The following is a 25,580-nucleotide window of genomic DNA, read 5'->3' as shown; positions in this document are numbered from 1 at the left end:
CGGGGGGCGGCGGGCATCCGACGGGCGGGGGCGGTGGGCATCCGACGGGCGGGGGCGGTGGCCGTCCGGCCGCCGCCCCCTTCGCCGCCCCGTCGCGGTCTTCGGTCAGCGGGCCGCTCGGTCGGCCAGCAGACGACGCGGGTTCCAGCGCAGCAGGCGGTACCGGGCGCGCCCGGTCAGGGCCACCATCCGGCTGGAGTTGTCCGCGAGGGCGGTCCGCCAGCGCAGCAGCACCGACGGCGGGAGCAGCGCGGCGAGAACCCTGGTTCGGCGATTCGCCCGAGCGGCGAGCGCATTGCGGACCGCGCGCAGCGCCGGCAGCAGACGTTCACCGGTCAGCGGATCCCGTGCGTAGCGGGCCCGCTCCTCGGCCCGGCCGAGCAGCCGCGCCGCGCCGACCGCGTCGACGTCGTCGGCGAGGGATTCCCGGACCAGCCGGTCCGCGGTGGCCCGTGGGGTCTCGGTCAGGTCCACCCGGACCTGGAAGTCCACCAGCGTGTCGAGCAGTTCCGCCCAGGCGGCGTGCGCGTCCGCGCGGGCCTGGGTGGCGTCCGCCCCGACCACCACCACCCGTGCCTCCGGCGCGCCGGCCTCCTCGCCGACGGCCGGGGTGGCCGCCGTGCCGCCCGCCGCTCGGCCGCTGCGCCGTCGACGCAGGGCCAGCCGGCGCAGCGCGGGCACCGCGAGCAGCACCAGCAGCGCCAGCAGACCCGCCGCCCACCACGGCCACACCGGTGGCTCTTCGGTCGGCGTCTGCCCGCCGAGGGAGAGGCCACTGTCGGTGTCCCGGTCGGCGTTGTCCGGGCCGGCCGGACCGGCCGTCGCGTCGGGACCGGCCGGGGTGTCCGTGGTGCCGGTGCCCGGGGTGGACGGTTCCGGCGCGTCCGTGTCCGGAGCCCACGCGGACCGGGTGGAGCCCGGCACCCCGTACGACGGGGTGGCGTCGAACGGCACCCAGCCGATGCCGTCGAAGTAGACCTCGGTCCACGCGTGCAGGTTGAGGTTGGTCAGCGTGTACGTGTCGCCGTCCCGCTTGCTGCCGTTGGTGAACCCGAACGCCACCCGGGCCGGGATGCCGGCCGTACGCACCAGCCAGGCCATCGCCGCCGCGTACTGCTGGCAGTAGCCGACCTTGTTGGTGAGGAAGTTGACGATGTCCTGACCGCTGCTGCCGCTCTGCGTGCTGAGTCGGTAGCTGAACCCGTTGTCGGCGGAGAAGTGCTGGTAGATCGCCAACACCCGGTCGTAGTCGGTGCGCTTGCCCTGGACCAGCCCCTTGACCAGTTCCTCCACCTCGGGCACCGTGCCCGGAGTGGCGGTCAACTGACGGCGTACCGGGTGATCGGCCGGCAGTGACCGCGCGGCCCGCAGCACCGCCGGGGTGTACGTCGAGCGGATGTAGTCGAACGAGTACTTGCGGCCCCGGGAGCTCTCCCGGTTGGAGAAGACGACCTGCTGGTTGGGGTCGTAGAGCCAGTTGCCGCTCAGGTCGTCGGTACGGGTCGGCTCGGCGTACACCGGCATCAGGGACATGCTGAGGTTCTTGGTCACCTCGACGGTCGCCCGATACTCGGTCTGCTGCACCCCCGGGCCGGCTCGCTCGTTCGGATTGGGCAGGTCCCGGTTGACGGCGCGTCCGCTCGGGGTACGCGCCTGGAACCCGTTCGGGCGCAGCTCGTCGGCGACCGCGTACCGCAGGTAGAACGGGTTGGGTTCGGTCGTGGTCACCTTGACCAGGTCGGCCACCTCGGACTGGTTGAGCTGACCGGCCAGCGAGGCGAACAGGTCGATCCGCCCCGATGCGCCACCCGAGCCCGAGCGCCCGTTGCCGGTGCCGTTGCCGGTCCCCTCGGTGAGCGTGTCGAGCAGCCCGCCGGCCATGCCCGGCACGGCCAGCGGCAGCGCCACGGCCAGTGCCACGCCGACCACCGCGAGCCGGCGGCCGGCGGATGCCAACGGGGACGCCTCCCACACGTCGACGTCCCGGCCGTCACCGGTGAACCGGCGGCCGAACCGGCGGACCCGGCCGACGTTGTCGGTCACCAGCAGCCACAGGTAGCCGGCGGCGCCCACCACGAACGGGACCGCGGGGACACTGTCCACGTAGACGGCGACCGGCACCGAGTAGATGGCGAGCATCGGCAGCCCCGCCAGCGCGGGCCGGTGCAGCCCCACCGTCAGCACGTCGACCAGCACGGCCACCCCGCCGACACCGAGCACGGTGATGAACAGCAGCGGATCGGTGTCCGGGACTTCGACCCCGTAGGAGCGCATGTCCTGCATGGAGCCGCTGAGCAGGTCGGCGAAGTGGCCGATGGTGCCCGGGGTGGGCAGGAAGGTGAGCAGCTCCGAGCCGCTGGGGAACAGCCAGGTCAGGGCGAGCAGCAGGGCGGCCAGCATGCCCAGCACCTGACCCCACAGCGGCGCCCGGACGAGCCGGGTCAGCGCCGCCACCCCGGCCACCACGGCGACCGCGATCGCCGACTGGATCAGCCACGTCCAGGTCTGGAAGATGGCCGACAGCGGCGCGGCGGCGAGCAGCGTGGCGGCGGCCGCCACCGCGCCGATGTTCCGACTGGCGATCATGAGGGGGACCTTCCGTTCATCGCACGCCGCCGGCGACCGTCTCGGCCAGCGCGGCGCGCAGGGCGAAGCCCTGGGAGCCCCGGCCCGCCTGCGGCCACAGCGCCGGCAGCCGGCTGCCGTGGTCGGCGCCGACCACCCGCCAGCCGCTCTGCAACAGGGTGAGCGCGGCGGCGCCGTGCGCGCGCTCGGCCTCGGCCCGCGCCTTCTCCGGCAGGCTGAGCCAGGTGGAGCTGTCCAACAGGAAGCCGACGCAGGTCGCGCCGTTGCCCCGCAGCCCGGCCAGCAGCTCGGCCTCGGCCACGCTCACCGCGCCGAACAACGCGATGATCAGACCGCCGTCGGCGCGCTGCCGGACCCGCTGCACCAGCCCGGTCACCTCGGCGCGCTGGTCCAGGCGGACCTCGGCGAGATGGTCGAGCAGCGCGCCGTCGCCGCCGGCCTCCGAGGCGTCCACGTCCACCCCCGAGCCGGTTACCAGGCGCAGCTTGTAGCCGGCCTGCCGCAGGTGCACGGCGATGCTGGCGGCGGCGGACACGGCCCACTCGAAACTCGCCGTCGGCCCGTCACCGCGGTGGCCGTACGCGCGGGTGTCCAGGACGACCGTGGCGCGGCTCTCCCACGGCTGCTCCTCGCGGCGCACCATCAGCTCACCGGTGCGCGCGGTGGACTTCCAGTGCACCCGGCGCAGGTCGTCGCCGCGCCGGTACTCCCGGGTCGCCGCGTCGTCCTCGCCGTGCACCGCCACCGACCGGGCCCGACTGTCGCCGCTGCCCGCGTACTCCCCGGGGAGCCGGACCGACGGCAGGGGCGTGACCTGCGGGATGACCGTCAGGTGGTCGGTGCTGGGGAAGGCGCGGGTGAGCTCGCAGAGACCGAACGGGTCGGTCATCCGCACCACCAGCGGACCCACGTCGTAGCGACCCCGCACGTCGGCCCGCACCGTGTACGCCACGGAGCTCGCCTGGTGTGCGCCGAGGCGCTCCAGCACCACCCGGGGTCGGCTGCCCAGCGCGTAGGGCAGCCGGTCCTCCAGGAGCAGGGTGCCGGTCGGCAGGCGGGACAGGTTCTGCAGGCGCAGCACCACCCGCGAGTTGGCCCCGACCGGAACCCGGTGCGGATCCAGCGACCGGTTGCAGGCCAGCTTGTAGCGGCTGCGCCCCACGTAGGCGGCAGCCAGCAGCGGCAGGACGGCCAGCAGCACGGCAACCCGCAGCAGGTCCTTCTCACCGAGGATGCCGGCGGAGATCGCCGCCGCGACGGCGGCGGCCAGGAACGAGCGCCCGCGGGTGGTCAGCCCGCGCAGCCCGGCACGCACGTCACGGCCTCCGCGGCTCGTAGGGGGCGCGACCGTTGCCGGTGGCGGGACGGGTGTCGTACGGGTTGCGCTGCCGGTCGTGTGGCAGCGGCAGTCGGTGCACCAGCTCGGAGACGATCGCGTCGGTGGTGCGCCGGGCGAGCTGCGCGTCGGCGGTCGGGATGATCCGGTGCGCCAGCACGGGCACCGCCAGGGCCTGCAGGTCGTCGGGGAGGACGTAGTCACGCCCCTCCAGGGCGGCGACCGCCCGGGCGGTGCGCAGCAGTTGCAGGGTGGCCCGGGGGGAGGCGCCCAGCCGCAGGTCGGGGGCCTCGCGGGTGGCGGTGACCAGGTCGACGGCGTACTGCTTGACGGCGTCGGCGACGTGCACCTGCCGGACGGTGGCGATCAGCTGCCGGACGATGTCCGCGTCGGACACCGGGCGCAGCTCGTGCAGCGGGTCGGTGGCGCCGTGCCCGTCGAGCATGGCCAGCTCGGCGCCGGAGTCCGGGTAGCCCATCGCGATCCGGGCGGTGAACCGGTCGCGCTGCGCCTCGGGCAGCGGGTAGGTCCCCTCCATCTCGATCGGGTTCTGGGTGGCGATGACCATGAACGGGGTCTGCAGCTGGTAGGTCACGCCGTCGACGGTGACCTGGTGCTCCTCCATGCACTCCAGCAACGCCGACTGGGTCTTCGGCGAGGCCCGGTTGATCTCGTCGCCGACGACCAGGTTGGCGAAGACGGCACCCGGGCGGAACTCGAAGTCGTGCGTCTCCTGGTTGTAGACGCTGACGCCGGTGACGTCGCTGGGCAGCAGGTCGGGGGTGAACTGGATCCGCCGCACCGTGCAGTCGATGGACCGCGCGAGGGCCTTGGCCAGCTTGGTCTTGCCGACACCCGGGACGTCTTCGATCAGGAGGTGACCCTCGGCGAGCAGGACGGCCAGGGCGAGCCGCACGGTGGCTGTCTTACCCTCGATGACCTGCTCGATGTTGGCCACGATGGCCTCGCTGGCGGCGCGGAACTCGTCGTGCGGCAACAGGCCGCCCACCTCGTCCCAGGTCTGTTGTGTCACGGGCCTCCTCCTCGTCGCCATCACGGCAGCTCTGTGAGAGAGCACCTGGACCCGCCGTTGGGTTCGCGACGCCGAGCCTCGTTTGCCGCAGGAATCTCACTGGCCTCTCAGGCTAACCATGTTTGTCGTTATCGCCGACCCCCGCAGGTAGTCCGTCGGTTACGCACCGATATTCGCCATGTTGGGGGACGGGGTGCGGCCGGCACCCGGGTGCCGTCGCCCGTCCGCTGCGCGGGGTACACTGCGGGACATGGCCGGAGTCTTCCTGCTTCTTACCGGGCCGTGCTGATGCGCTGAACGCGTGACAGCACGGCGGCCCCTCCTGCGCGAGGGGCTTTTTTGTGCCCTCCGCCGGCCCGTCCGGCGGTGCCGAGACGACCGGCCCGGCCCGGTGACGCCGAGATGAAGCGAAGCGAAGCGAGGAGAGACGATGAGTGAGGCAGCCGCACCGGCGGGCGACATTCCCCCGTTCCGGTACACCGCGGCCCTGGCCGACGAGATCGAGAATCGTTGGCAGGACACCTGGGCGCGCGAGGGCACCTTCCACGCACCGAACCCGACCGGCCCGCTGGCCGATCCGACGCACCCCCGCGCCGGCGCGGAGAAGCTGTACGTGCTGGACATGTTCCCGTACCCGTCGGGCGCCGGCCTGCACGTGGGCCACCCGCTGGGCTACATCGGCACCGACTGCTACGCCCGCTACCAGCGGATGGCCGGGCGCAACGTGCTGCACGCGATGGGCTTCGACGCGTTCGGCCTGCCCGCCGAGCAGTACGCGGTGCAGACCGGCACCCACCCGCGGACCACCACGGTCGCGAACATCGAGCGGTACAAGACGCAGCTGCGTCGGCTGGGGCTGGCGCACGACGAGCGTCGCTCGGTGGCGACCATCGACACCGACTTCTACCGCTGGACCCAGTGGATCTTCCTGCAGATCTTCAACTCCTGGTACGACCGCGACGCCGGCCGGGCCCGCCCCATCGCCGAGCTGATCGCCGAGTTCGAGGGCGGCAACCGGCCCACCCCCGACGGCCGCGCCTGGGCCGAGCTGAGCGCCGCCGAGCGCCGCGGGGTCGTCGACGACCACCGGCTGGCGTACGTCTCGCAGGCCCCGGTCAACTGGTGCCCCGGTCTGGGCACCGTGCTGGCCAACGAGGAGGTCACCGCCGACGGCCGCTCCGAGCGGGGCAACTTCCCGGTCTTCAAGCGCAACCTGAAGCAGTGGATGATGCGGATCACCGCGTACGGCGACCGCCTGCTGGACGACCTGGACAGCCTGGACTGGCCTGAGCCGATCAAGCACATGCAGCGCAACTGGATCGGACGATCCCAGGGCGCGCACATCGACTTCCCGACCGCGCTGGAGCCGGTCCGGGTGTTCACCACTCGCCCGGACACCGTCTTCGGGGCCACCTACATGGTGCTGGCGCCCGAGCACGAGCTGGTCGACGCGCTGGTGCCGGCGGCCTGGCCGGACGGCACGCGGGACGCCTGGACCGGTGGGCACGCCAGCCCCCGGGCGGCCGTCGAGGCGTACCGCAAGGCGGCGGCGGCCAAGACCGACGTCGAGCGGCAGTCCGACAGCAAGGAGAAGACCGGCGTCTTCATCGGCGCGTACGCCACCAACCCGGTCACCGGTGGGCAGATCCCGATCTTCATCGCCGACTACGTGCTGGCCGGCTACGGCACCGGCGCGATCATGGCGGTGCCGGCGCAGGATGAGCGGGACTGGGCGTTCGCCGAGGTGTTCGAGCTGCCCATCGTGCGCACCGTGCAGCCGTCGGAGGGCTTCGACGGCACGGCGTACACCGGGGACGGCCCGGCGATCAACAGCGCCGCGCCCGAGCGCGGCCTGGACCTGAACGGCCTGGGGGTCGCCGACGCCAAGGCGGCGATCATCTCCTGGCTGGAGGCGAACGGGCACGGCACCGGCGCGGTGACCTACCGGCTGCGTGACTGGCTGTTCTCCCGGCAGCGGTACTGGGGTGAGCCGTTTCCGATCGTCTACGACTCCACCGGCGCGGCCATCGCCCTGCCGGAGGAGATGCTGCCGGTTGAGCTGCCGGAGGTCGACGACTTCTCCCCGAAGACGTTCGACCCGAACGACGCGGACTCCAACCCGGAGACCCCGCTGTCGCGGCGGCGCGACTGGGTCGAGGTGGAACTGGACCTGGGCGACGGGCCGAAGCGCTACACCCGCGAGACCAACGTGATGCCGCAGTGGGCCGGTTCCTGCTGGTACGAGCTGCGTTACCTGGACCCGACCAACAGCGGACGGTTCGTCGACGCGGAGAACGAGCGGTACTGGATGGGTCCGCGCGGCGAGGGCGACTGCGGGGGCACCGACCTGTACGTCGGCGGCGCCGAGCACGCCGTGCTGCACCTGCTGTACGCGCGGTTCTGGCACAAGGTGCTGTTCGACCTGGGGCACGTGTCGTCGTTCGAGCCGTTCCGCAAGCTGTTCAACCAGGGCATGATCCAGGCGTACGCGTACACCGACTCGCGCGGCAGTTACGTGCAGGCCGAGGATGTCGTCGAGCGCGACGGCACCTACTACCTGGGCGACCTGGCGGTCAACCGCGAGTACGGCAAGATGGGCAAGTCGCTGAAGAACGTGGTGACGCCCGACGACATGTGCGCCGCGTACGGCGCCGACACCTTCCGGGTGTACGAGATGTCGATGGGTCCGCTGGAGGTGTCCCGCCCCTGGGAGACCCGGGCGGTCGTCGGGTCGTACCGGTTCCTGCAGCGGGTCTGGCGGGCCGTCGTCGACGAGCAGACCGGCGCGCTGCGGGTCACCGAGGACCCGGCCGACGAGGCGACCCGCCGGCTGCTGCACAAGGTCATCGACGGGGTCCGTGGCGACATGGACGGCATCCGGTTCAACACCGCCATCGCCAAGCTGATCGAGCTGACCAACGGGTTGACCCGGCTGTCGGCGACGCCCCGCGAGGTGGCCGAGCCGCTGGTGCTGATGGTGGCGCCGTTCGCCCCGCACGTGGCCGAGGAGCTGTGGCGCAAGCTGGGTCACGACACCTCGCTGACGTACGCGGACTTCCCGACCGCCGACCCGGCGCTGCTGGTGGCCGACACGGTGACCTACCCGGTGCAGGTCAACGGCAAGGTCCGTGGCCGCGTCGAGGTTCCCGCCGACTCGTCCGAGGAGACCGTCCGCGCGGCGGCCCTGGACGCGGTGGCCGCCGCCCTGGCCGGCAAGGAGCCCCGCAAGGTCATCGTGGTGAAGGGCCGCCTGGTCTCGGTGGTCGCGTAACTCCCGTCCCGGTCCCCGTCCCCCTGGCCCGTCGATCATGGAGTTGTGGTGCCCGGTTCACCCCGATCTGCGGGGTTTGTCCCCCACCACAACTCCATGATCGACGCGGCAGGGCGGGAGGTTTGGTCGAGCATCACGTCCACCACGGTCGTCGACACCCAGGTGGCGGGGCGCGAGGTCCGCGCCCACCTCGGCCAGGTGACGCAGCAGCGCGCCGACGAAGTCCAGGTTGGCCGGCGGGGTACGTCGTACCGTGTCACCGACCCGGACCACGTCGGCGACGAAGCCGCCGGTGAGCGGCTCCTCGGCGGGACGGGTCGGTTCGGCCACGGTCACACCGGCATGGTGCGGCGACGCCGCCGCTCGGCGCGCCACCAGCGGTGGACCAGCACCACGCTGGCGATCAGGCCGAGGCTGGCGGGGGCGGCCGCGTACCAGTTGACGTGGCCCGGGGAGCTGACGGCCGCGCCGATCGCGGCGTAGCCGAACGCGGTCGGCGCGGAGGCGATGACGCTGCCGGCCAGGAACGGCAGGATGCGCGCACCGGTCGTGCCGTAGCCGTAGCTGACCAGCCCGAAGCCGGCGATCGGCAGCAACCGGACGGTGACCACGCCGAGCACGCTCTGCCGGGCGAACCAGCCGTCGAGGCGGGCCAACCGGCCGCGCACCCGCTCGGCGACGAACTCCCGGCCGAGCAGCCGGCCGACCGTGAACCCGATCGCCGCCGCCACCAGCGCGGCACCCAGGGCGTACGCGGCGCCCTCCAGGGGGCCGAAGATCGCGCCGGCGGCGAGGGTGATGAAGGTCCGCGGGACCAGCGCCACCAGCAGCAGCGCCCCGCCGAGGATCGCCGCCACCGGGGCGAGGTCGCCCACCTGGTCGGCCAGCATCGGCAGCTGCGCCGGGTCCGGTCGGGGCACCAGGAGCAGCAGCAGCCCGCAGCAGCCGATCAGGAGGACGAGCAGGGCGAACCGGGCGGCCGACGGTTGCCGGAGCAGCCGCCGGACGGCGCGGATCATGCCCGGGCGGCGGCCACTGCGGCGCGGCGCTCGGTGCGGAGCCGGTCGGACCAGGTGTCGTCCAGCGGCGGGAGCTGGTGCGCCCCGGTGGCCCAGCGCAGCAGCAGGTCGGCCAGGGCGGGGTTGCGGGCCAGCGCGGGACCGTGCGAATACGTGCCGAGCAGCTTGCCGCGCCAGGCGCCCTCGGTGGCGCCGTCGTTGCCGATCCCGGCGGTGACCCGGGCCAGCGGGGAGACCTCCGGGCCGAGGTGGGTACGGCCACCGTGGTTCTCGAAGCCGGTCAGCGCGGGCAGGCCCAGCCGCGGGTCGATCTCACCGGCCAGCTCGCCGACGGCCCGGCTCTCGCCCCGGTCGGATCGCAGGTCGAGCAACTCCAGGCCGCGGCACTGCACACCCTTGGCGAAGAAGGAGGTGCCGAGCAGCTGGTAACCGGCGCAGACGCCGAACACCACCGAACCCTGGGCCACCGCCCGGTGCAGCCCGCCGTCGGCGATGAGCCGCTGCGCGCCGAGCGCCTGCGGGCCGTCCTCGCCGCCACCGACCAGGTAGATGTCGGCCGTCGCGGGCAGCTGCTGGTCGGAGCGGACCTCCAGCACCTCGACCGGCATGCCGCGCTGGCGCGCCCGACGGGCGAGGATCAGCGCGTTGCCCCGGTCGCCGTAGGTGGAGAGCAGGTCGGGGTAGATCCAGACGATGCGCAGGCTCTCAGTTGACACGGTCCAACTCCGCTCGGATGTCCTGGAACGCGGTGTAGTTCGCGATGACCTCCAGCCGCCCGGGCGGGACCGACCGGATCGCGTCGTCGAAGGTGCGGACGTGCTGGAACGGTACGTCGTTGACGTCCAGCCGGACCGCCAGGTCGTACGCCCGGTCGCCGGTGATCAGCACCTGCCGTCCGCGCAGCGGCGCGAAGTCGACGTCGAAGAGCCAGGAGGTGTCCAGCCCGTCGGGGTCGCGCGCGTTGATGGAGAGCAGGGTCGGCGCCTCGTCGGCCATGTCGAACGCCTCCAGCCAGCTGGCCGGGTTCTTGGCCAGCAGCAGCCGGATGTTGCGCCCGTCCTTGTCGACCTGCGCGTAGCGGCCCGCCACCGAGGTGACGATGCCGAGGCGGGACACGGCGTCGACCGGGCGGACGCCGAACTCGGCGGCCACGGCCAGCGCGGTCGCCGCGTTGCCGAGGTTGACCTTGCCGGGGAGCTGGAGGGAGACCTTGTGCCAGGCGCCGGTGGGGTCGAGCACGCCCTCGTCCTCGACGACCCACTGCGGTTCCGGTCGGCGCAGCGGGCAGCCGGTGCACCACCACTGCTCGCCGGAGCGCTGGATGGTGGAGCCGCACTCGGGGCAGACCCAGGAGTCGTCGTGCCAGCGTTGGCCCGCGCTGAACCAGGTCACGTGCGGCGGGTTGATGCCCCGGGCCGGGTCGGCCGGCGGGGTGGCCGCCCAGACCACCATCGGGTCGTCGGCGTTGGCTACCACCCGCACGTCGGTGTGCCGGACCAGCGCCGCACGCCAGAGCTGCGCCATCATGGCGACCTCCTTGGCGCGGTCGAGCTGGTCGCGGGAGAGGTTCAGCAGGGCGACCACGTGCGGGTCGGTCGCCTCCAGCACCTGGGCGAGGTAGTGCTCGTCGACCTCCAGCGCCGCGTACGGGGTGCTGCCGGCCTTGGCCAGCGCCGAGGTGTGCCCGGTGGGCATGTTGGCGCCGAACGAGTTGGTGGCGACCCGGCCGAGCACGCCGACCGCGGCGGCGGTCAGGCGTGTGGTGGTGGTCTTGCCGTTGGTGCCGGAGACGAGCGCGATCGCGCGCCCGGCCGACAGGTGGGCCAGCAGGTCCGGGTCGATCTTCAGCCCGATCCACCCGCCGATCACCGAACCGTCGCCACGGCCGGCCGCCCGGGAGAGCGCCGCGGCGGTCCGTGACACGGAGCTGGCCACCTTGGCCCGTAGGGGCATTTTCGCGTCCGTCACGCGAGCGAGGTTACCGGACCGCCCGCCTCACCAGATCGCCGCCGACGGTGAACCGTTCGGCCGTGGCAGGTGCGCGGGTGGCCGGGTCGGCGTCCGCCGGACGGAGTCGATCTATGTCGGAAAGCGGACCACGCCGGAGGGGCGTCGCGGCCCTCCACTGCGCTCCACCCCGTGTGACGTGCGGTTTTGCCCCCGGACTGGGCACGCCACGCGGGCGAATCTGGTTGCAGGTGGAGGGAAGTGGAGTAGAGTGGGGACCAATGGTGAGGCCGGGAGGGCTCACCGGCCCGGGGGGTCAGCGGCGCCGCGAACGCCGCTCAGGGGCGAGGGGGTAGGGCCGATGTTTCTCGGCACCCACACTCCACGCCTGGACGAAAAGGGCCGGTTGATCCTTCCGGCCAAGTTCCGGGATGAGCTGGCGGGGGGGGTCGTGGTCACCAAAGGGCAGGAGCGCTGCCTCTACGTCTTCCCGACGCCCGAGTTCCAGCGGATCGCGGAGCAGTTGCGCGCGCAGCCGATGACGCACAAGGCGGCCCGGGCCTACAGCCGGGTCTTCTTCGCCAGCGCGCACGACGAGGTTCCGGACAAGCAGGGTCGGGTGACGATCCCGGCCCACCTGCGGGAGTATGCCGCGCTGGACCGCGACCTCGTGGTGATCGGCGCGAGCACGCGGGTGGAGATCTGGGACAAGGTCGCCTGGGAGACCTACCTCGCCGAGAGCGAAGACGACTTCGCCGACATCGAGGAGGGGGTGCTGCCCGGCGGTCTGTAGGGCGGAAACGGCGCCCGACGTACTGCGAGATCTCCAGCCGCTTTCGAGTTCCTGGCATCCCTTCCCCGGTGCCAGGCGCACGATCCAGTCATCGGGCGGAACCCGGTGCCGGGCGGGAGCGGATGGGGATCTGGCGGTACGACGGCAGCGCCGTCGCCACGGCAGGCGCACGAGAAGAACGGACGTTTCAACCAGTGGGGGTCGACATGGGGGAGTTGCGCGGCACGCACGTGCCGGTGCTGCTCGAGCGGTGTCTCGAGCTGCTGGCCCCCGCGCTGGGTCGAGGTGGCCGGACGGTGCACGTCGACGCCACGCTCGGCCTGGCCGGGCACGCGGAGGCGGTGCTCGAGGCGCACCCGGAGACGGTCCTCATCGGGCTCGACCGGGACACCGAGGCCCTCGCCCACGCACGGGTCCGGCTGGCCCGGTTCGCCGATCGGGTGCACCTGGAGCACGCCGTCTACGACGAGCTGCCCGAGGTGCTGGAGCGGTTGGGCTATCCGGGTATCGACGGGATCCTGTTCGACCTCGGGGTGTCGTCGCTGCAACTGGACGCGCCCGACCGCGGGTTCGCCTACGCCCAGGACGCGCCACTGGACATGCGGATGGACCAGACCCGGGGGGTGACCGCCGAGGAGGTGGTCAACACGTACGCGCATCCGGACCTGGCCCGGGTGCTGCGGGTCTACGGCGAGGAGAAGTTCGCCGGCCGGATCGCCTCGGCGATCATCCGGGAGCGGGAACGCGCCCGGATCACCTCGTCCGCGCGGCTGGCGGAGCTGGTCCGGGATTCCATTCCGGCACCAGCCCGACGAACGGGCGGGCACCCGGCAAAGAGAACGTTTCAGGCTTTACGGATCGAGGTAAACAGAGAGCTGGCAGCGCTGGAGACGGCGCTGCCGTCCGCGCTCGACGCACTGACCGTGGGCGGTCGCATGGTGGTCCTGTCCTACCACTCGTTGGAGGACCGGCTCACCAAGGCGGCGCTCGCGGACCGGGTCCGCAGTAAGGGCCCGGTCGACCTCCCGGTTGAGCTCCCCGGGTCCGGTCCGACGTTCCGGCTGCTCAGCCGGGGCGCCGAACTTCCCGGGGAGGCGGAGGTCGCCGCGAACCCGCGCGCTGCCTCGGTGCGGCTGCGGGCAGCGGAACGACTCGACCCGAACGCGACAGAACAGGGGCGGACCGACCGCGAACGGTCTCGCCGACGGGTGAAGGGAGTGCACCAACCGGGCACGGGGTCCGCCTGATCCGTGGGGGGTCAGGGGCGCCGTGACCGTAGAGGGACGGACGTTGAGGGGGAGGGACATGAACATTGACAAGCGCGACCGCCGGGACGTCACCGGCGGCGGGCAGCGCGCACCGCGGTCGGGGGGCCGGACCGCGGCGGAGCGGGCTCCGCGCGTGGGGAACGGTACGCCACGCATCGATCGAGTGAATCGGCAGGGGGAGGCTCGCGCCCGGGGGGCGCGCGAGTTCCCCACCCAGGGCACCGCCGCGCTGCGTCCGGCCGAGAAGGCCGGCGTCGCGCCGAGCGCCCGTCCGCCCCGGCTGCGGGTGGCGCCGCCGCCGCCCGTGTCGGTGCCGCGTGCGCCGTTCGCGGCGCTGATCGTGGTGCTGGTGGTCGGTGGGGTGCTGGGCATCCTGGCGGTCAACACCAAGATCAACGAGAACGCCTTCCGGTTGGAGAAGCTGCAGCAGCAGCAGGCCCGACTGGACCTGGAGAAGCAGCAGCTCGACAAGCAGATCGCCGAGGCCGAGGCGCCGGGGAACCTGACCGCCCAGGCGCGTCGCCTGGGCCTGGTGGACTCCGGTGAGCCGGGGTACGTCCGGCTGCCCGACGGCAAGCTGCCCCTCGGGGTGCCGAAGCCGGCGACCGGCGAGCCGTCGGTGACCAGCCAGGGCGCGGGAGGCTGACCGGTGCCACCACGGTCGGACGAACCGCGCCGGAACCCCACGGGGTCCCGGCGCGGTTCTTCGCGTGACACCGGCCCCGTCGACGGGGAGTCGCGCAACGACGAGCCGGGTATCGGCGGCATTTCCGGCGCCCGGGCGTACACCCCTCGGGGCCGGACCGTCCGGGAGGAGCGCGCCGCGCCGACCCGCGGCGGGGGCGCCGAGCAGCGGCGTACTCCCCGCAGCACCCGCTCCAACGACCCGTTCCGGCCGGCGTTGCAGGTGCTCGACGGTGGCCGGGCCGCCGCCGCGCAGGCCGGGCGGCGCGCCGCGCCGGCGGCCGGACGCGGCGGGGTCGTGCGGACCGTCGCGCCACGCAACCCCCGGGGTTCGGCCGGCGACGAGCCGCCACCGCGTCGCCGGACCACCCCTCGCGCGCCGCGCCGCGCCGACCGGCCGGCGGCCCGCCGGCCGGCGCGCAAGCCGCGGCGTCCGCCGAAGCTCGCCGATCCGCGGCTGCGGCTGCGGCTGGGCACCGCGCTGACCCTGGCGCTGTTCGCCGTCATCGGCGTGCGGCTCGTCTTTCTGCAGGCCGTGGACACCCCGGCATACGCCGGCGGCGGCGTCGTGGACCGGACCCGCACGGTCGAGCTTCCCGCGCCGCGCGGCGCGATCTACGACCGGACGGGCGCCGAGCTGGCACGCAGTGTCGAGGCTCGGTACGTCTCCGCCGACCCGACCGAGGTCAAGGACGTGCCCGGCACGGCGAGGGTGCTCTCCCCGCTGCTCGGCATCCCGGCGTCGAAGCTCGCCGAGCTGATGAAGCCCCGCAAGCTGGAGGGTGGCGTCTCGTCCCGGTTCGCGTACCTGGCCCGGGGGGTGGAGATCTCGACCGCCAAGCGGGTGCAGGCGCTGGAACTGCCCGGCATCTGGGTGCACCGGGATGAGCGTCGGGACGTGCCCGGCGGCGACCTGGCGGCCAACCTGATCGGTTTCACCAGCCAGGACATGGACGGGCTGGAGGGGCTGGAGGCCCGCTACGACGACCTGCTGGCCGGGCAGGACGGCCGGCGGGTGTACGAGGCCGGCCTCGGCGACCTGGCCGCGCCGATCCCGGGCGGCTACAGCAAGACCACCCCGGCCAAGCCGGGCAGCTCGTTGTGCCTCACCATCGACCGCGACCTGCAGTTCAAGACGCAGCAGATCCTCAGCGCGGCGATGGCGCAGCAGCGGGGCGCCACCGCCGCCGCGGTGATCATCGACGTCCCCACCGGCGAGGTGCTGGCCCAGGCCAGCGACCCCACCTACAACGCGGCCAAGCCGGTCCCGAGCGACCCGGTCGCCCGGGAGGACGCCGCGACGAGCTTCGTGGTCGACCCCGGCTCGGTGCACAAGGCGATCACCTACGGCGCGGCGTTGCAGGAGGGGGTGATCACTCCTGACACCACGCTGCCCATCGCGAACAGCATCAAGAAGGGTGACACCTGGTTCTCCGACACCCACCCGTCCAACGGTCGGCGGATGAGCGTGCCGGGGATGCTCGCGTACTCGTCGAACGTCGGCACCATCACGATCGCCGACCGGCTCGGCCGGGACCGGTTGATCGACTACCAGAAGCGGTTCGGGCTGGGCCAGCCCACCGGTGAGGGGCTGCCTGGCGAGGCCAGCGGCCGGCTGCTGCCGGCCGACGAGTGGAGCGGATCGTCGTACGGGTCGGTGCCGATCGGGCACAGCGTCGACGCCACGCCGCTGCAGATGGCCGCCGCGTACGCCGCCATCGCCAACGACGGCACCTACGTGCAGCCGCACCTGGTGAAGGAGACGATCGGCCCGGACGGCAAGCGCACGCCCGCGCCCGCGCCGGTGACCCGGTCGGTGCTCAGCCCGCAGAACGCGGCGGCGCTGCGTACCATGCTGGAGGCGGTCACCACTGTCGAGCACGCTACCGGTCTGACCGGCGCGGTGCCGGGCTACCGGGTCGCCGGCAAGACCGGCACCGGCTGGCGGTTGGTGGACGGCAAGAAGCAGCCCGGCGAGGTGAAGTCCTTCATCGGCATGGCGCCGGCGGAGAAGCCGCGATACGTGATCGCGGTCTTCGTCTACGCGCCCGGCGGAGGAGGCGCGGCGATCACCGGACCGGCGTTCCGCGAGATGATGCAGTTCACCCTGCGTCACTACCGCGTGCCGCCCTCCACCGGTGGTTCGGCACCCAAGTTCGTGGTCTATCCGCGCTGACCAGCGACGGCGGGACATCATCGGTGAGTGCCGACGAACCACCGGGGCGGCTGTGCGGCCGGAACCGGACGACCGGGTAGGGTCTGACGCCGTGCCCGGCAATCCACGTCCACGTACCGTGACCGGAGTCCGGCTCGGTGATCTCGCCGTCCGGCTCGCCGTCGATCTTCCGGGGGACGCCGCCGACGTGGTCGTCAGCGGGGCGACCCACGCCAGCCAGGAGGTCCGCCCCGGCGACCTGTACGCGGCGCTGCCCGGTGCCCGCCGGCACGGCGCGGAGTTCGCCGCCGGTGCCGCCGAGGCCGGCGCGGTCGCGCTGCTGACCGACGCCGCGGGCGCGGAGCTGGCGGCGGGGACCGGCCTGCCCGCCCTGGTGGTGCCCGACCCGCGCGCGGTGCTCGGTGAGCTGGCCTCGGCCGTGTACGGCGACCCGACCGCCGGCCTGACGGTGATCGGTGTGACCGGCACGGCCGGCAAGACGTCCACCGCCTACCTGGTCGAGTCGGGGCTGCGGGCCGCCGGTCACACCACCGGGTTGATCGGGACGGTGGAGACCCGCCTCGGCGACCTGGTGATCGACAGTGTCCGGACCACGCCGGAGGCCACCGACCTGCACGCCATGCTCGCCACCGCCCGCGAGCGCGGGGTGACCGCCGTGGTCATGGAGGTCTCCAGCCACGCCCTGGCCATGGGCCGGGTGGGCGGTGTCCGGTTCGCCGTCGGCGGCTACACCAACTTCGGCTCCGACCACCTGGACTTCCACGCCGACAGCGCCGACTACTTCGCGGCGAAGGCCCAGCTCTTCGACGGCCGGTGCGCCGTCGAGGTGCTCAACCACGACGACCCGGCGCTGCGGCCGCTGTACAAGCCGGCGACGGTCACCTACTCGGCGGCCGGTGACCCGAGTGCGACGTGGTGGGCCGACGGTGTCGGCGGCGAGGGGTACGCGCAGCGGTTCACCGCGCACGGCCCGGACGGCGTGGCGGTGTCCGCCGGGGTGGCGTTGCCGGGCCGGCACAACGTGGCCAACGCGCTACTGGCCATCGCCACGCTGGTCGCCGCCGGGATGGATCCGGTGACCGCGGCCGACGGCGTGGCCGCCTGCGGCGGGGTGCCCGGCCGGTTGCAGCTGGTCGACGCCGCCGGGCCGGTGCGCGGGGTGGTCGATTACGCGCACAAGTCGGACGCGATCGTGGCGGCGCTGGCCGCCCTGCGGGAGCTGAGCGCCGGCCGGCTGATCTGTGTGATCGGCGCCGGTGGGGACCGGGACCGGGGCAAACGGCCGGTGATGGGCGCCGCTGCGGCGCAGGGGGCCGACGTGGTGCTGGTGACCGACGACAACCCGCGTACCGAGGACCCGGCGGAGATCCGCGCCGAGGTGCTCGCGGGGGCGTACCGGGCCGGCGCGGCCGCCCGGATCATCGAGGTGGCCGGTCGCCGGGCGGCGATCGACGAGGCGGTCCGGTTGGCCGAGCCCGGCGACGTGGTCGCGCTGCTCGGCAAGGGTCACGAGCGTGGCCAGGAGGTGGCGGGCGAGGTGTTCCCGTTCGACGACAGCACGGAGCTGGCCGACGCGCTGCGGGCCCGCTTCGGGGATCTGGCGGGTCAGCGATGATCGCGCTCAGCCTGGCCGAGGTGGCCGCGGCGGTCGACGGGCGGCTCGTCGCCGCCGATCCGGCGGCCACCGTCACGGGCACCGTGGAGTTCGACTCGCGCAAGGTCGGGCCCGGGTCGCTCTTCGTGGCCTTCCCCGGTGAGAAGGTCGACGGGCACGACTACGCGGCGACGGCGATCGAGGCCGGCGCGGTGGCGGTGCTCGGCAGTCGCGAGGTGCCCGGGGTGCCGATGGTGCTGGTCGACGACGCGTTGACCGCGATGGGCCGGCTGGCCCGCGCGGCCGTGGACCGGCTGCCCGAGCTGACCGTGATCGGCGTGACCGGCTCGTCCGGCAAGACCACCACCAAGGATCTGATCGGTCAGCTCACCGCGCGGCTCGGCGCGACGGTGGCGCCGCCCGGTTCGTTCAACAACGAGCTGGGGCACCCGTACACGGCGCTGCGGGCCGGACCGGACACCCGCTACCTGGTGATGGAGAAGGGTGCGCGCGGGATCGGCCACGTGCGCTACCTGTGCGAGCTGGCGCCGCCCCGGATCTCCGTGGTGCTCAACGTCGGCACGTCGCACATCGGCGAGTTCGGCTCGCAGGAGGCCATCGCCCAGGCCAAGGGCGAGCTGGTCGAGGCGCTGCCACCGGACGGGCTGGCCGTGCTGAACGCCGACGACCCGCGGGTGGACGCGATGGCGAGCCGTACGCGGGCCCGGGTGGTCCGCTACGGCGAGGCGGCGGACGCCGACGTGCGGGCCGAGGACGTGACGCTCGACGAGCGGGGGTGCGCGTCGTACACCCTGGTCATGCCGGAGGGGCGGGCGCCGGTGCGGCTCGGGGTGACCGGCCGGCACCAGGTCGGCAACACCCTCGCGGCGGCGGCGGTGGCGCGCGAGCTGGGCATGCCGCTGGCCGAGCTGGCCACGGCCCTCGGCGAGCTGCAGCTGGTCTCCACCCGGCGGATGGACGTCTTCGACCGCCCGGACGGGGTGACCGTGATCGACGACTCGTACAACGCGAACCCGGCGTCGACGGCGGTGGCGCTACGGGCGCTGGCCAGCATCGGGCAGGGCCGGCGTACCGTCGCGGTGCTGGGTTACATGGCCGAGCTGGGCCCGTACGAGCACGACGGCCACGCTCAGACCGGCCGGCTCGCGGCCGAGCTGGGGGTGGACCGGCTGCTCGTGGTGGGCGAGCCGGCGGCGCCGATCCATGAGGGCGCCATATCAGTAGGTGACTGGGGAGGAGAGTCGGTGCTGCTCACCGATCAGGCGGCTGCCGTCGAGGTGCTGCGGGGCGAACTACGACCGGGTGATGTCGTCCTGGTCAAGGGCTCCCGCTACCGAACCTGGGAGGTGGCCGACGCCCTGCGCGCCGACACCGGTCAGGAGCCCACCCGATGAGGGCGGTCATCGTCGCCGTCGGGGTGGCCTTCCTGGTCTCGTTGTTCGGCACCCCGCTCGCGATCAAGGTGTTCACCCGGCTCAAGGCCGGTCAGCCGATCCGCTCCGAGGGCCCCGCGATGCACCAGGGCAAGAAGGGCACGCCCACGATGGGCGGCGTGGTCTTCATCCTGGCCACGGTGATCGCGTACGTGGCCGGACACCTGGCGTTGACCACTCTGCCGGACCTGCAGATCGCCCAGGTCGAGCCGACCATCACCGCGCTGGTGCTGCTGGGGCTCATGGTCTTCTCCGGCGCGGTGGGTTTCCTCGACGACTTCCTCAAGGTGCGCAAGCGCAACAGCGCCGGTCTGAACAAGCGGGGCAAGCTGATCGGTCAGATCCTGGTCGGCGCGGTCTTCGGCGTGGTGGCGCTGTACTTCCCGAGCACGATGACCGACGCGACGGGCGCGAAGACCAACACCGAGACGGTGGGCAGCAGCACGCTGAGCTTCATCCGGGACATCGACGCCCTGGAGGTCAGCAAGATCGGTGCGGTGATCATCTTCATCTTCGTGGTGATGGCCGCGACGAACGGCGTGAACCTCACCGACGGTCTGGACGGGCTGGCCACCGGCGCGTCGGTGATGGTGCTCGCCGCGTACGCGCTGATCGCGTTCTGGCAGTACCGGCACTGGTGCGCGGACCCGAGCTACACGCAGCCGTACTGCTACGAGGTGCGCGACCCGTTGGAGATCGCGCTGATAGCCGGGGCCGCGGCCGGGGCCTGTGTGGGTTTCCTCTGGTGGAACACCTCGCCGGCGCGGATCTTCATGGGTGACACGGGGGCGCTGGGTCTGGGCGGCCTGATCGCCGGCATGGCGATGTCGACCCGAACCATCCTGCTGCTGCCGATCATCGGCGGGCTCTTCGTGATCGTCACGATGTCCTTGGTGATCCAGATCATCTCGTTCCGGACCACCGGGAAACGGGTGTTCCGGATGTCGCCGCTGCACCACCACTTCGAGCTGGCCGGCTGGAGCGAGGTCAACATCGTGGTCCGCTTCTGGATCATCGCCGGCATCGGCGTGGCCATCGCTTTGGGCCTGTTCTACAGCGAGTTCCTCGCCAACATGACCTGACCCGCCCGTTCGCCTGCCCGGTCGCCCGGTCGCCCGGTCGCCCGGTCCGGGTGGTCGGCCGGTCCGGGTGGTCGAGCGCAAAGGGTCCGAGGTGCCCTACCCGAGGCGGCGAAGCCCGACACGCCCGGTGCATCGTTGTGGGCCACTCGGGCGTGCCGAGCGGTGATGATGTCCGGGTGGGGGAGGAACCAGGCACCGAGGACAGGACATCCGGTCGGCCGCGACGGTCACCGGGCACGACGCGCGCCGCGGAGGCCGCGGGGCCACCGGACGACGCGCGGGGCCCGGAGCCGGGCGCGGCACCGCGCGCGCCGGAGGGTGCCGCGCCCGCACCGCTGCGCGGGCTGGACGCGAGCGGCGGGTTGGTCGCGCTGCGCGGCCTGCTGGACCGGCCGCTGGCCTCCTACTACCTGCTGCTGTCCAGCGCCGGCCTGCTGCTGCTGATCGGGCTGACCATGGTCTTCTCGGCGACCAGCGTGAAGGACTACGCCGAGGACGGCAACGCGTCGGCCTCGCTGACCAAGCAGGCCATCTTCGCGGTGATCGGCATCGGGGCGTTCTGGGCCTGCCAGCGACTGCCCGCCAGCACCTACCGGTCGCTGGGCCGGCCGCTGCTGTTCACGTCGGTGGCGCTGCTGCTGCTGCTCAACCTCCTGGTCGCCTACGGCCGGCTCACCCGTCAGCGGACGGTCGTCTTCGGGCCGGTGGAGGCGCGGCTGAACTGGCTGTTCGTCGGCGGGATCCAGGTGCAGCCCTCCGAGCTGGCCAAGTTCGCGCTGGTGCTGTGGGGCTCGCACGTCATCGCCCGCAAGGGCGCCGCGCTGGGCTGGTGGCGGGAGCTGGCCACGCCGCTCTTTCCGGTCGTGGGCCTGCTCTTCGTCCTGGTCGGCTACAACGACACCGGCACGATGCTCTGCCTGCTGGCCCTGGTGGTCGGCCTGCTCTGGGCCGCCGGGGTGCGGATGCGGGTCTTCGGTGCCCTGGCGGCGGCCGGGCTGGCCGGTATCGGGCTGCTCGTCGCGGTGGCGTCGCTGGGCGCCGGCTCCGGCGAGCGCGGCGAGGAGAACTACCGCTTCGCCCGGCTGGCCATGTTCTTCGACCCACCCGACCCCGAGACGTGCAAACTCGACGGCTGTCTCCAGTTCTACCAGGGTCGGCTGGCCATCGAGCACGGCGGCTGGTTCGGCGTCGGGCTGGGCAAGGGCAGCCTCAAGTGGGACTGGCTGCCCGAGGCGCACAACGACTTCATCTTCGCGATCATCTCGGAGGAGCTGGGCGTGATCGGCTGCGCCGTGGTGCTCGCCCTCTTCGCGGTCCTCGCGTACACCGGGCTGCGGATCGCCCGGCGGGTCGACGACCCGTTCCGGCGCCTCGCCGCCGCCGCGGTCACCACCTGGCTGGTCAGCCAGGCGGTGATCAACATCGGTGGGGTGGTCGGCCTGCTGCCGATCACCGGCCTGCCGCTGCCGTTCATCTCCGACGGCGGAAGTGCCCTGGTCGTGACGCTGGCCGCGATCGGCATGCTGGCATCCTTCGCCCGCGCCGAACCCGATGCGGCCAGAGCACTGCATGCCCGTCCGCCGGCCCGGTGGGTCCGACTACTCTGGGCCCCGTTGCCGCCGCTTCCCGGCCGGCGTCGCCGACCGGCGTCGTCGACCGCCGGCCGAGGGTCCGTGCCCCGGTCCCGTGAGCGGCGCCAGGACGACCAGGCCGCACCACGCGGCGTCCGGCAGGGCCGGGCTCCCGGAGGTACGGCGAGCGAGAGGAGACGCTGATGGGTCCGCTGCGTTCGGTGGTGCTCGCGGGAGGTGGCACCGGGGGGCACATCTACCCGCTGCTCGCCTTCGCCGACTGCCTGCGCCGACACGACCCCGGCGTCCGGATCACCTGCCTCGGCACACCGAAGGGCATGGAGAACGAGCTGATCCCGCCGCACGGCTACGACCTGCGGCAGATCCCGGCGTACCAGCTGCCCCGGTCGGTGAACATGAACCTGGTCCGTACCCCGGGCCGGATGTGGACCGCGGCCCGCGCGGCGGGCAAGGTGATCGACGAGGTACGCGCCGACGCGGTGGTCGGCTTCGGCGGGTACGTCTCGGTGCCGGCCTACCTGGCCGCGTGGCGTCGGGAACTGCCCATGGTGATCCACGAGGTGAACGTGCCGCCGGGCGTCGCCAACCGCCTCGGCATGAAGTTCACCAAGAACATCGCGGTCGGCTTCCCGCACCAGCCGAGCCAGGCCGAGTCGCTGCGCGACGCCACCGTGGTCGGTGTGCCGCTGCGCCGCAGCATCGCCAGCCTCGACCGGTACGCGCTGCGCAACGCCGCCCGCGCGCACTTCGGGCTGCGCCCCGACCTGCCGGTGCTCTTCGTCGCCGGTGGCTCGTCCGGCGCCCGCTCGATCAACCTGGCGGTGTCCGGCGCGGCGAAGGAACTGGCCCGCAACGGCGTGCAGGTGCTGCACGTGATGGGCGCCCGCAACGAACCGGTGCCGATCCCCACCGACCTGCCGGTGCCGTACGTGACGCTGCCCTACCTGTCCGAGATGGAGCTGGGCTACGCGGCCGCCGACCTGATGCTGGCCCGGGGCGGGGCGATGACCGTCGCCGAGGTGGCCGCGATCGGCCTGCCCACCATCTACGTGCCGTACCCGCACAGCAACCAGGAGCAGAGGCGCAACGCGCTGCCCGTGGTGGAGGCCGGCGGCGGGGTGCTCGTCGACGACGCGGAACTCACACCGGACTGGCTGGAGCGCACCGTCATCCCGCTGATCCGCGACCCGCAGCGGCTGTACGCGATGGGCGCGTCGGCGGCGGCGTACGGGCGGCGTGACGGTGACGAGGCGCTGCGGTCCTTCGTTCTCGAGGCGGTGGCCCGATGACCGCGCAGTTCACCCCGGCCGGCACGCTCACCGCCGAGGATCTGGGCACCATCCACCTGATCGGGGTGGGCGGGGTGGGCATGAGCGGCCTGGCCCGGCTCTTCCTGACCCGCGGCATCCCGACCTCCGGCAGCGAGCTGCGCGACTGGCCGTCGCTGGCCGGCCTGCGGGCCCTGGGCGGGACGATCCACATGAGCCACGAGGCGACCAACCTCGACGGTGTGGACACGGTCGTCTACTCCTCGGCCATTCCGCAGGACCACCTGGAGCTGGTCGAGGCCCGGCGGCGCGGTCTGCGGGTGCTGCACCGCTCGGAGGCCCTCGCCGCGGCGATGACCGGCCGCCGGGCCGTGGCGGTCGCCGGCACCCACGGCAAGACCACCACCACCTCGATGGTGACCATGGTGCTCCAGCAGGCCGGTGTGGACCCGTCGTTCGTGATCGGCGGGGAGATCTCCGAGGTCGGCTCGGGCGCCCACCACGGCACCGGCGAGTACTTCGTGGTCGAGGCGGACGAGAGCGACCGCTCGTTCCTCATCTACCGCCCGTTCGTCTCGATCATCACGAACGTCGAGGCGGACCACCTGAACACCTACGGCGACTACGCGACGCTGGAGGCGGCGTTCGTCGAGTTCGCCCGGCTCACCGACCCGGACGGGTTCATCATCACCTGCGCCGACGACGCGGGTGGTCGCCGGCTGGCCGACACGCTGCGCGCCGAGGGCCGGCGGGTGTACACGTACGGCGAGGCGGCCGACGCCGACCTGCGGCTGAGCGAGATCTCCTCCTCGGCGCGCGGGGTGCGCTACCTGGCCACGATCGACGGCCGGTCGCTGGGCGAGTTCCGGCTGCCGGTGCCGGGGCGGCACATGGGGCTGAACAGCGCCTCCGCGGTGCTGGCCACGTACCTGCTGGATCTGCCGCTGGAGGCGGCGGAGGCCGCGCTGGCGGTGTTCCCCGGCGTGCGGCGGCGTTTCGAGCGCAAGGGTGTCGCGGACGGCGTGCTGGTCTACGACGAGTACGCGTACCACCCGACCTCGATGACGCTGGCGTTGCAGACGCTGCGCGAGGTGGCCGGGGACGGGCGGCTGATCGTCGTCTTCCAGCCGTACCGGCTGTACCGGACCCGCGACTCGCAGGCGGAGATCGCCGAGGCGCTGGCCATCGCCGACGAGGTGGTGCTGCTGGAGGTCTTCGGGCCGGGTGAGCTGCGTCAGCCCGGGGAGGGTTCGGCTGCGTTGATCGAGGCGGTGGCGCTGCCCGCCGAGCGGAAGGTCTTCGTGGACTCGTGGGAGGCCGCGCCGGTCGAGGTGGTCCGTCGGGCCCGACCGGGTGACGTGGTGGTGACCATGGGCGCCCCGCCGATCTCGCTGATGAGCGACGAGCTGCTGGCCGGCCTGGAGGCGCGTACCGGCGGCTCCTCGCCGACCGCGACGGTCGATCCGGTGGCGACCACCCCGCCCGTCGGTGAGCCGGTGCCCGGTGGTGCCACGACCGGCGGCGACGGTGCGGCGCTCGGTGGCGCCGCCGCACCGGACGGCGCGGCGCCCACGGCCGGATGAGCCCCGGCCCGGCCCGGGGGCGGACCAGCGCCGCCGGCGACGGCGGCGCGCCCCGCCGCGGACCGGTGCGGCGGTGGCAGCTGGTCCGTGCGGGCAGTGACGCGGTGCCGCCGTCGACCCGCCGGTTCATGGCGCGTGCCCGGCAGCGTCGGATGCGCGCGGCGCTGCCGTGGGCGGTGGCCGCCGGGGTGTTGGCGCTGGTCGGGCTGGTCGCGTGGACGGTGCTCGGCACCGGGCTGTTCGGTGTCCGCGAGGTGCGGGTGGAGGGTGCCACCCTGGTCACCCCGGTGCAGGTGCGCGACGCGGTCGGGGTGGCCGACGGGGTGCCACTGGCCCGGGTGGACCTGGCCGTGGCCGCCCGCCGGGTGGGCGAGCTGGCACCGGTGGAGCGGGCGACGGTCTCCCGGGACTGGCCGGGCGCCTTGGTGGTGCGGGTGACCGAGCGGACCCCGGTGGCGGTGGTGCCGCAGGGGGAGGCGTTCACGCTTGTCGACCGGAGCGGGGTGGCCTTCCAGACGGTGGCCCGCCGACCCGCCGGGCTGCCGCTGGTGAAGGTGGCGCGGCCGTCCGCCGGTGACCCGGACACCCGTGCCGCGTTGGAGGTGCTTGTCGCGTTGACCCCGCAGCTGCGCGCCGAGCTGGTGGACGTGACCGTCGAGGGACTGGCCCGGATCAGCCTGCGGCTGCGCGGGGACCGGACGGTGGTCTGGGGTGACGCGACCCGGGGTACGGACAAGGCCCGGGTGGCCACGGCACTGCTCGGCGAGAAGACCGACCGGATCGACGTGAGCGCACCGGACGTGGTGACCTTCCGCTGACCCGGGAGCGTGCTGCGGACGTGACGAGTCGCGCTCGCTCGGCGACACGCCGGTCGGGTCCTTGGCTCATCGCGCG

At 73.1% G+C, this 25,580-nt stretch carries 19 protein-coding genes; 12 read left to right on the top strand and 7 right to left on the bottom strand.

From position 1 onward, the window contains the following. Positions 1 to 105: 105 nt before the first annotated feature. Genes AB0H52_RS04370 through AB0H52_RS04360 form a run of 3 tightly spaced genes read right to left on the bottom strand, consistent with a single transcriptional unit; the run spans position 106 to position 4,955 of the window. Positions 106 to 2,586 (bottom strand): DUF3488 and transglutaminase-like domain-containing protein, encoded by a 2,481-nt coding sequence (locus tag AB0H52_RS04370; RefSeq protein ID WP_357945195.1) that lies wholly within the window; start codon positions 2,584 to 2,586, stop codon positions 106 to 108. 16 nt (positions 2,587 to 2,602) lie between these two features. Then, positions 2,603 to 3,901 carry a DUF58 domain-containing protein gene (locus tag AB0H52_RS04365; protein ID WP_151490890.1) on the bottom strand — a complete coding sequence of 433 codons (1,299 nt, stop codon included), beginning with the start codon at positions 3,899 to 3,901 and terminating at the stop codon, positions 2,603 to 2,605. A gap of 1 nt (position 3,902) precedes the next feature. Beyond that, a complete protein-coding gene (locus AB0H52_RS04360; protein ID WP_151490891.1) occupies positions 3,903 to 4,955 on the bottom strand; it encodes a MoxR family ATPase in 1,053 nt (350 codons plus the stop codon). A gap of 430 nt (positions 4,956 to 5,385) precedes the next feature. Between AB0H52_RS04360 and leuS the strand changes: the two genes are divergently transcribed. Next, positions 5,386 to 8,226: a leucine--tRNA ligase gene (gene leuS / locus AB0H52_RS04355; protein WP_357945192.1), complete on the top strand. Its 2,841-nt coding sequence runs from the start codon at positions 5,386 to 5,388 to the stop codon at positions 8,224 to 8,226. A 57-nt stretch (positions 8,227 to 8,283) separates the two neighbouring features. Here the strand turns inward: leuS and AB0H52_RS04350 are convergent, their stop codons facing one another. Genes AB0H52_RS04350 through AB0H52_RS04335 form a run of 4 tightly spaced genes read right to left on the bottom strand, consistent with a single transcriptional unit; the run spans position 8,284 to position 11,198 of the window. Then, positions 8,284 to 8,562, bottom strand: coding sequence for a hypothetical protein (locus AB0H52_RS04350; RefSeq protein ID WP_357945189.1), 279 nt, complete (start codon positions 8,560 to 8,562; stop codon positions 8,284 to 8,286). Next, positions 8,559 to 9,245, bottom strand: coding sequence for a VTT domain-containing protein (locus AB0H52_RS04345; RefSeq protein ID WP_151490894.1), 687 nt, complete (start codon positions 9,243 to 9,245; stop codon positions 8,559 to 8,561). Before AB0H52_RS04345 ends, AB0H52_RS04350 begins: the two co-directional genes overlap by 4 nt. Then, on the bottom strand, positions 9,242 to 9,961 hold the full coding sequence (locus AB0H52_RS04340; protein WP_151490895.1) for a glutamine amidotransferase: 720 nt from the start codon (positions 9,959 to 9,961) through the stop codon (positions 9,242 to 9,244). Before AB0H52_RS04340 ends, AB0H52_RS04345 begins: the two co-directional genes overlap by 4 nt. Continuing rightward, complete coding sequence (locus AB0H52_RS04335) at positions 9,951 to 11,198, bottom strand: MurT ligase domain-containing protein (protein WP_151490903.1); 1,248 nt, start codon at positions 11,196 to 11,198, stop codon at positions 9,951 to 9,953. The genes AB0H52_RS04340 and AB0H52_RS04335 overlap by 11 nt, the downstream gene beginning before the upstream one ends. A gap of 355 nt (positions 11,199 to 11,553) precedes the next feature. On the opposite strand from AB0H52_RS04335, the gene mraZ reads away from it, so the two are divergent. From mraZ to AB0H52_RS04280, 11 genes are all read left to right on the top strand, one after another. After that, positions 11,554 to 11,985, top strand: coding sequence for a division/cell wall cluster transcriptional repressor MraZ (mraZ, locus tag AB0H52_RS04330; RefSeq protein ID WP_151490896.1), 432 nt, complete (start codon positions 11,554 to 11,556; stop codon positions 11,983 to 11,985). 206 nt (positions 11,986 to 12,191) lie between these two features. After that, entirely contained in the window at positions 12,192 to 13,232 is a 1,041-nt protein-coding gene (gene rsmH, locus AB0H52_RS04325) for a 16S rRNA (cytosine(1402)-N(4))-methyltransferase RsmH (protein WP_151490904.1), read from the top strand. 58 nt (positions 13,233 to 13,290) lie between these two features. Beyond that, positions 13,291 to 13,899 carry a hypothetical protein gene (locus tag AB0H52_RS04320; protein ID WP_151490897.1) on the top strand — a complete coding sequence of 203 codons (609 nt, stop codon included), beginning with the start codon at positions 13,291 to 13,293 and terminating at the stop codon, positions 13,897 to 13,899. Between the two features lie 3 nt (positions 13,900 to 13,902). Continuing rightward, positions 13,903 to 16,113 (top strand): penicillin-binding protein 2, encoded by a 2,211-nt coding sequence (locus AB0H52_RS04315; RefSeq protein ID WP_151490898.1) that lies wholly within the window; start codon positions 13,903 to 13,905, stop codon positions 16,111 to 16,113. A gap of 52 nt (positions 16,114 to 16,165) precedes the next feature. After that, positions 16,166 to 17,728: a UDP-N-acetylmuramoyl-L-alanyl-D-glutamate--2,6-diaminopimelate ligase gene (locus AB0H52_RS04310; protein WP_151490899.1), complete on the top strand. Its 1,563-nt coding sequence runs from the start codon at positions 16,166 to 16,168 to the stop codon at positions 17,726 to 17,728. Beyond that, entirely contained in the window at positions 17,725 to 19,122 is a 1,398-nt protein-coding gene (murF, locus tag AB0H52_RS04305; protein WP_151490900.1) for a UDP-N-acetylmuramoyl-tripeptide--D-alanyl-D-alanine ligase, read from the top strand. The genes AB0H52_RS04310 and murF overlap by 4 nt, the downstream gene beginning before the upstream one ends. After that, entirely contained in the window at positions 19,119 to 20,243 is a 1,125-nt protein-coding gene (gene mraY / locus AB0H52_RS04300) for a phospho-N-acetylmuramoyl-pentapeptide-transferase (RefSeq protein WP_151490901.1), read from the top strand. Before murF ends, mraY begins: the two co-directional genes overlap by 4 nt. 335 nt (positions 20,244 to 20,578) lie before the next feature. After that, positions 20,579 to 22,018 carry a putative peptidoglycan glycosyltransferase FtsW gene (locus tag AB0H52_RS04295; RefSeq protein ID WP_151490905.1) on the top strand — a complete coding sequence of 480 codons (1,440 nt, stop codon included), beginning with the start codon at positions 20,579 to 20,581 and terminating at the stop codon, positions 22,016 to 22,018. Continuing rightward, complete coding sequence (gene murG / locus AB0H52_RS04290) at positions 22,018 to 23,124, top strand: undecaprenyldiphospho-muramoylpentapeptide beta-N-acetylglucosaminyltransferase (RefSeq protein WP_278121813.1); 1,107 nt, start codon at positions 22,018 to 22,020, stop codon at positions 23,122 to 23,124. Before AB0H52_RS04295 ends, murG begins: the two co-directional genes overlap by 1 nt. Next, on the top strand, positions 23,121 to 24,686 hold the full coding sequence (gene murC / locus AB0H52_RS04285; protein WP_357945181.1) for a UDP-N-acetylmuramate--L-alanine ligase: 1,566 nt from the start codon (positions 23,121 to 23,123) through the stop codon (positions 24,684 to 24,686). The genes murG and murC overlap by 4 nt, the downstream gene beginning before the upstream one ends. Further along, positions 24,683 to 25,504, top strand: a complete 822-nt coding sequence (locus AB0H52_RS04280; protein WP_151492252.1) for an FtsQ-type POTRA domain-containing protein — start codon at positions 24,683 to 24,685, stop codon at positions 25,502 to 25,504. Before murC ends, AB0H52_RS04280 begins: the two co-directional genes overlap by 4 nt. The last annotated feature ends 76 nt before the right edge of the window (positions 25,505 to 25,580 follow it).

It is taken from the genome of Micromonospora sp. NPDC050695, from assembly GCF_040654415.1.
Lineage (GTDB): Bacteria > Actinomycetota > Actinomycetes > Mycobacteriales > Micromonosporaceae > Micromonospora.
This window is presented reverse-complemented; position numbering and strand designations above follow the sequence as displayed.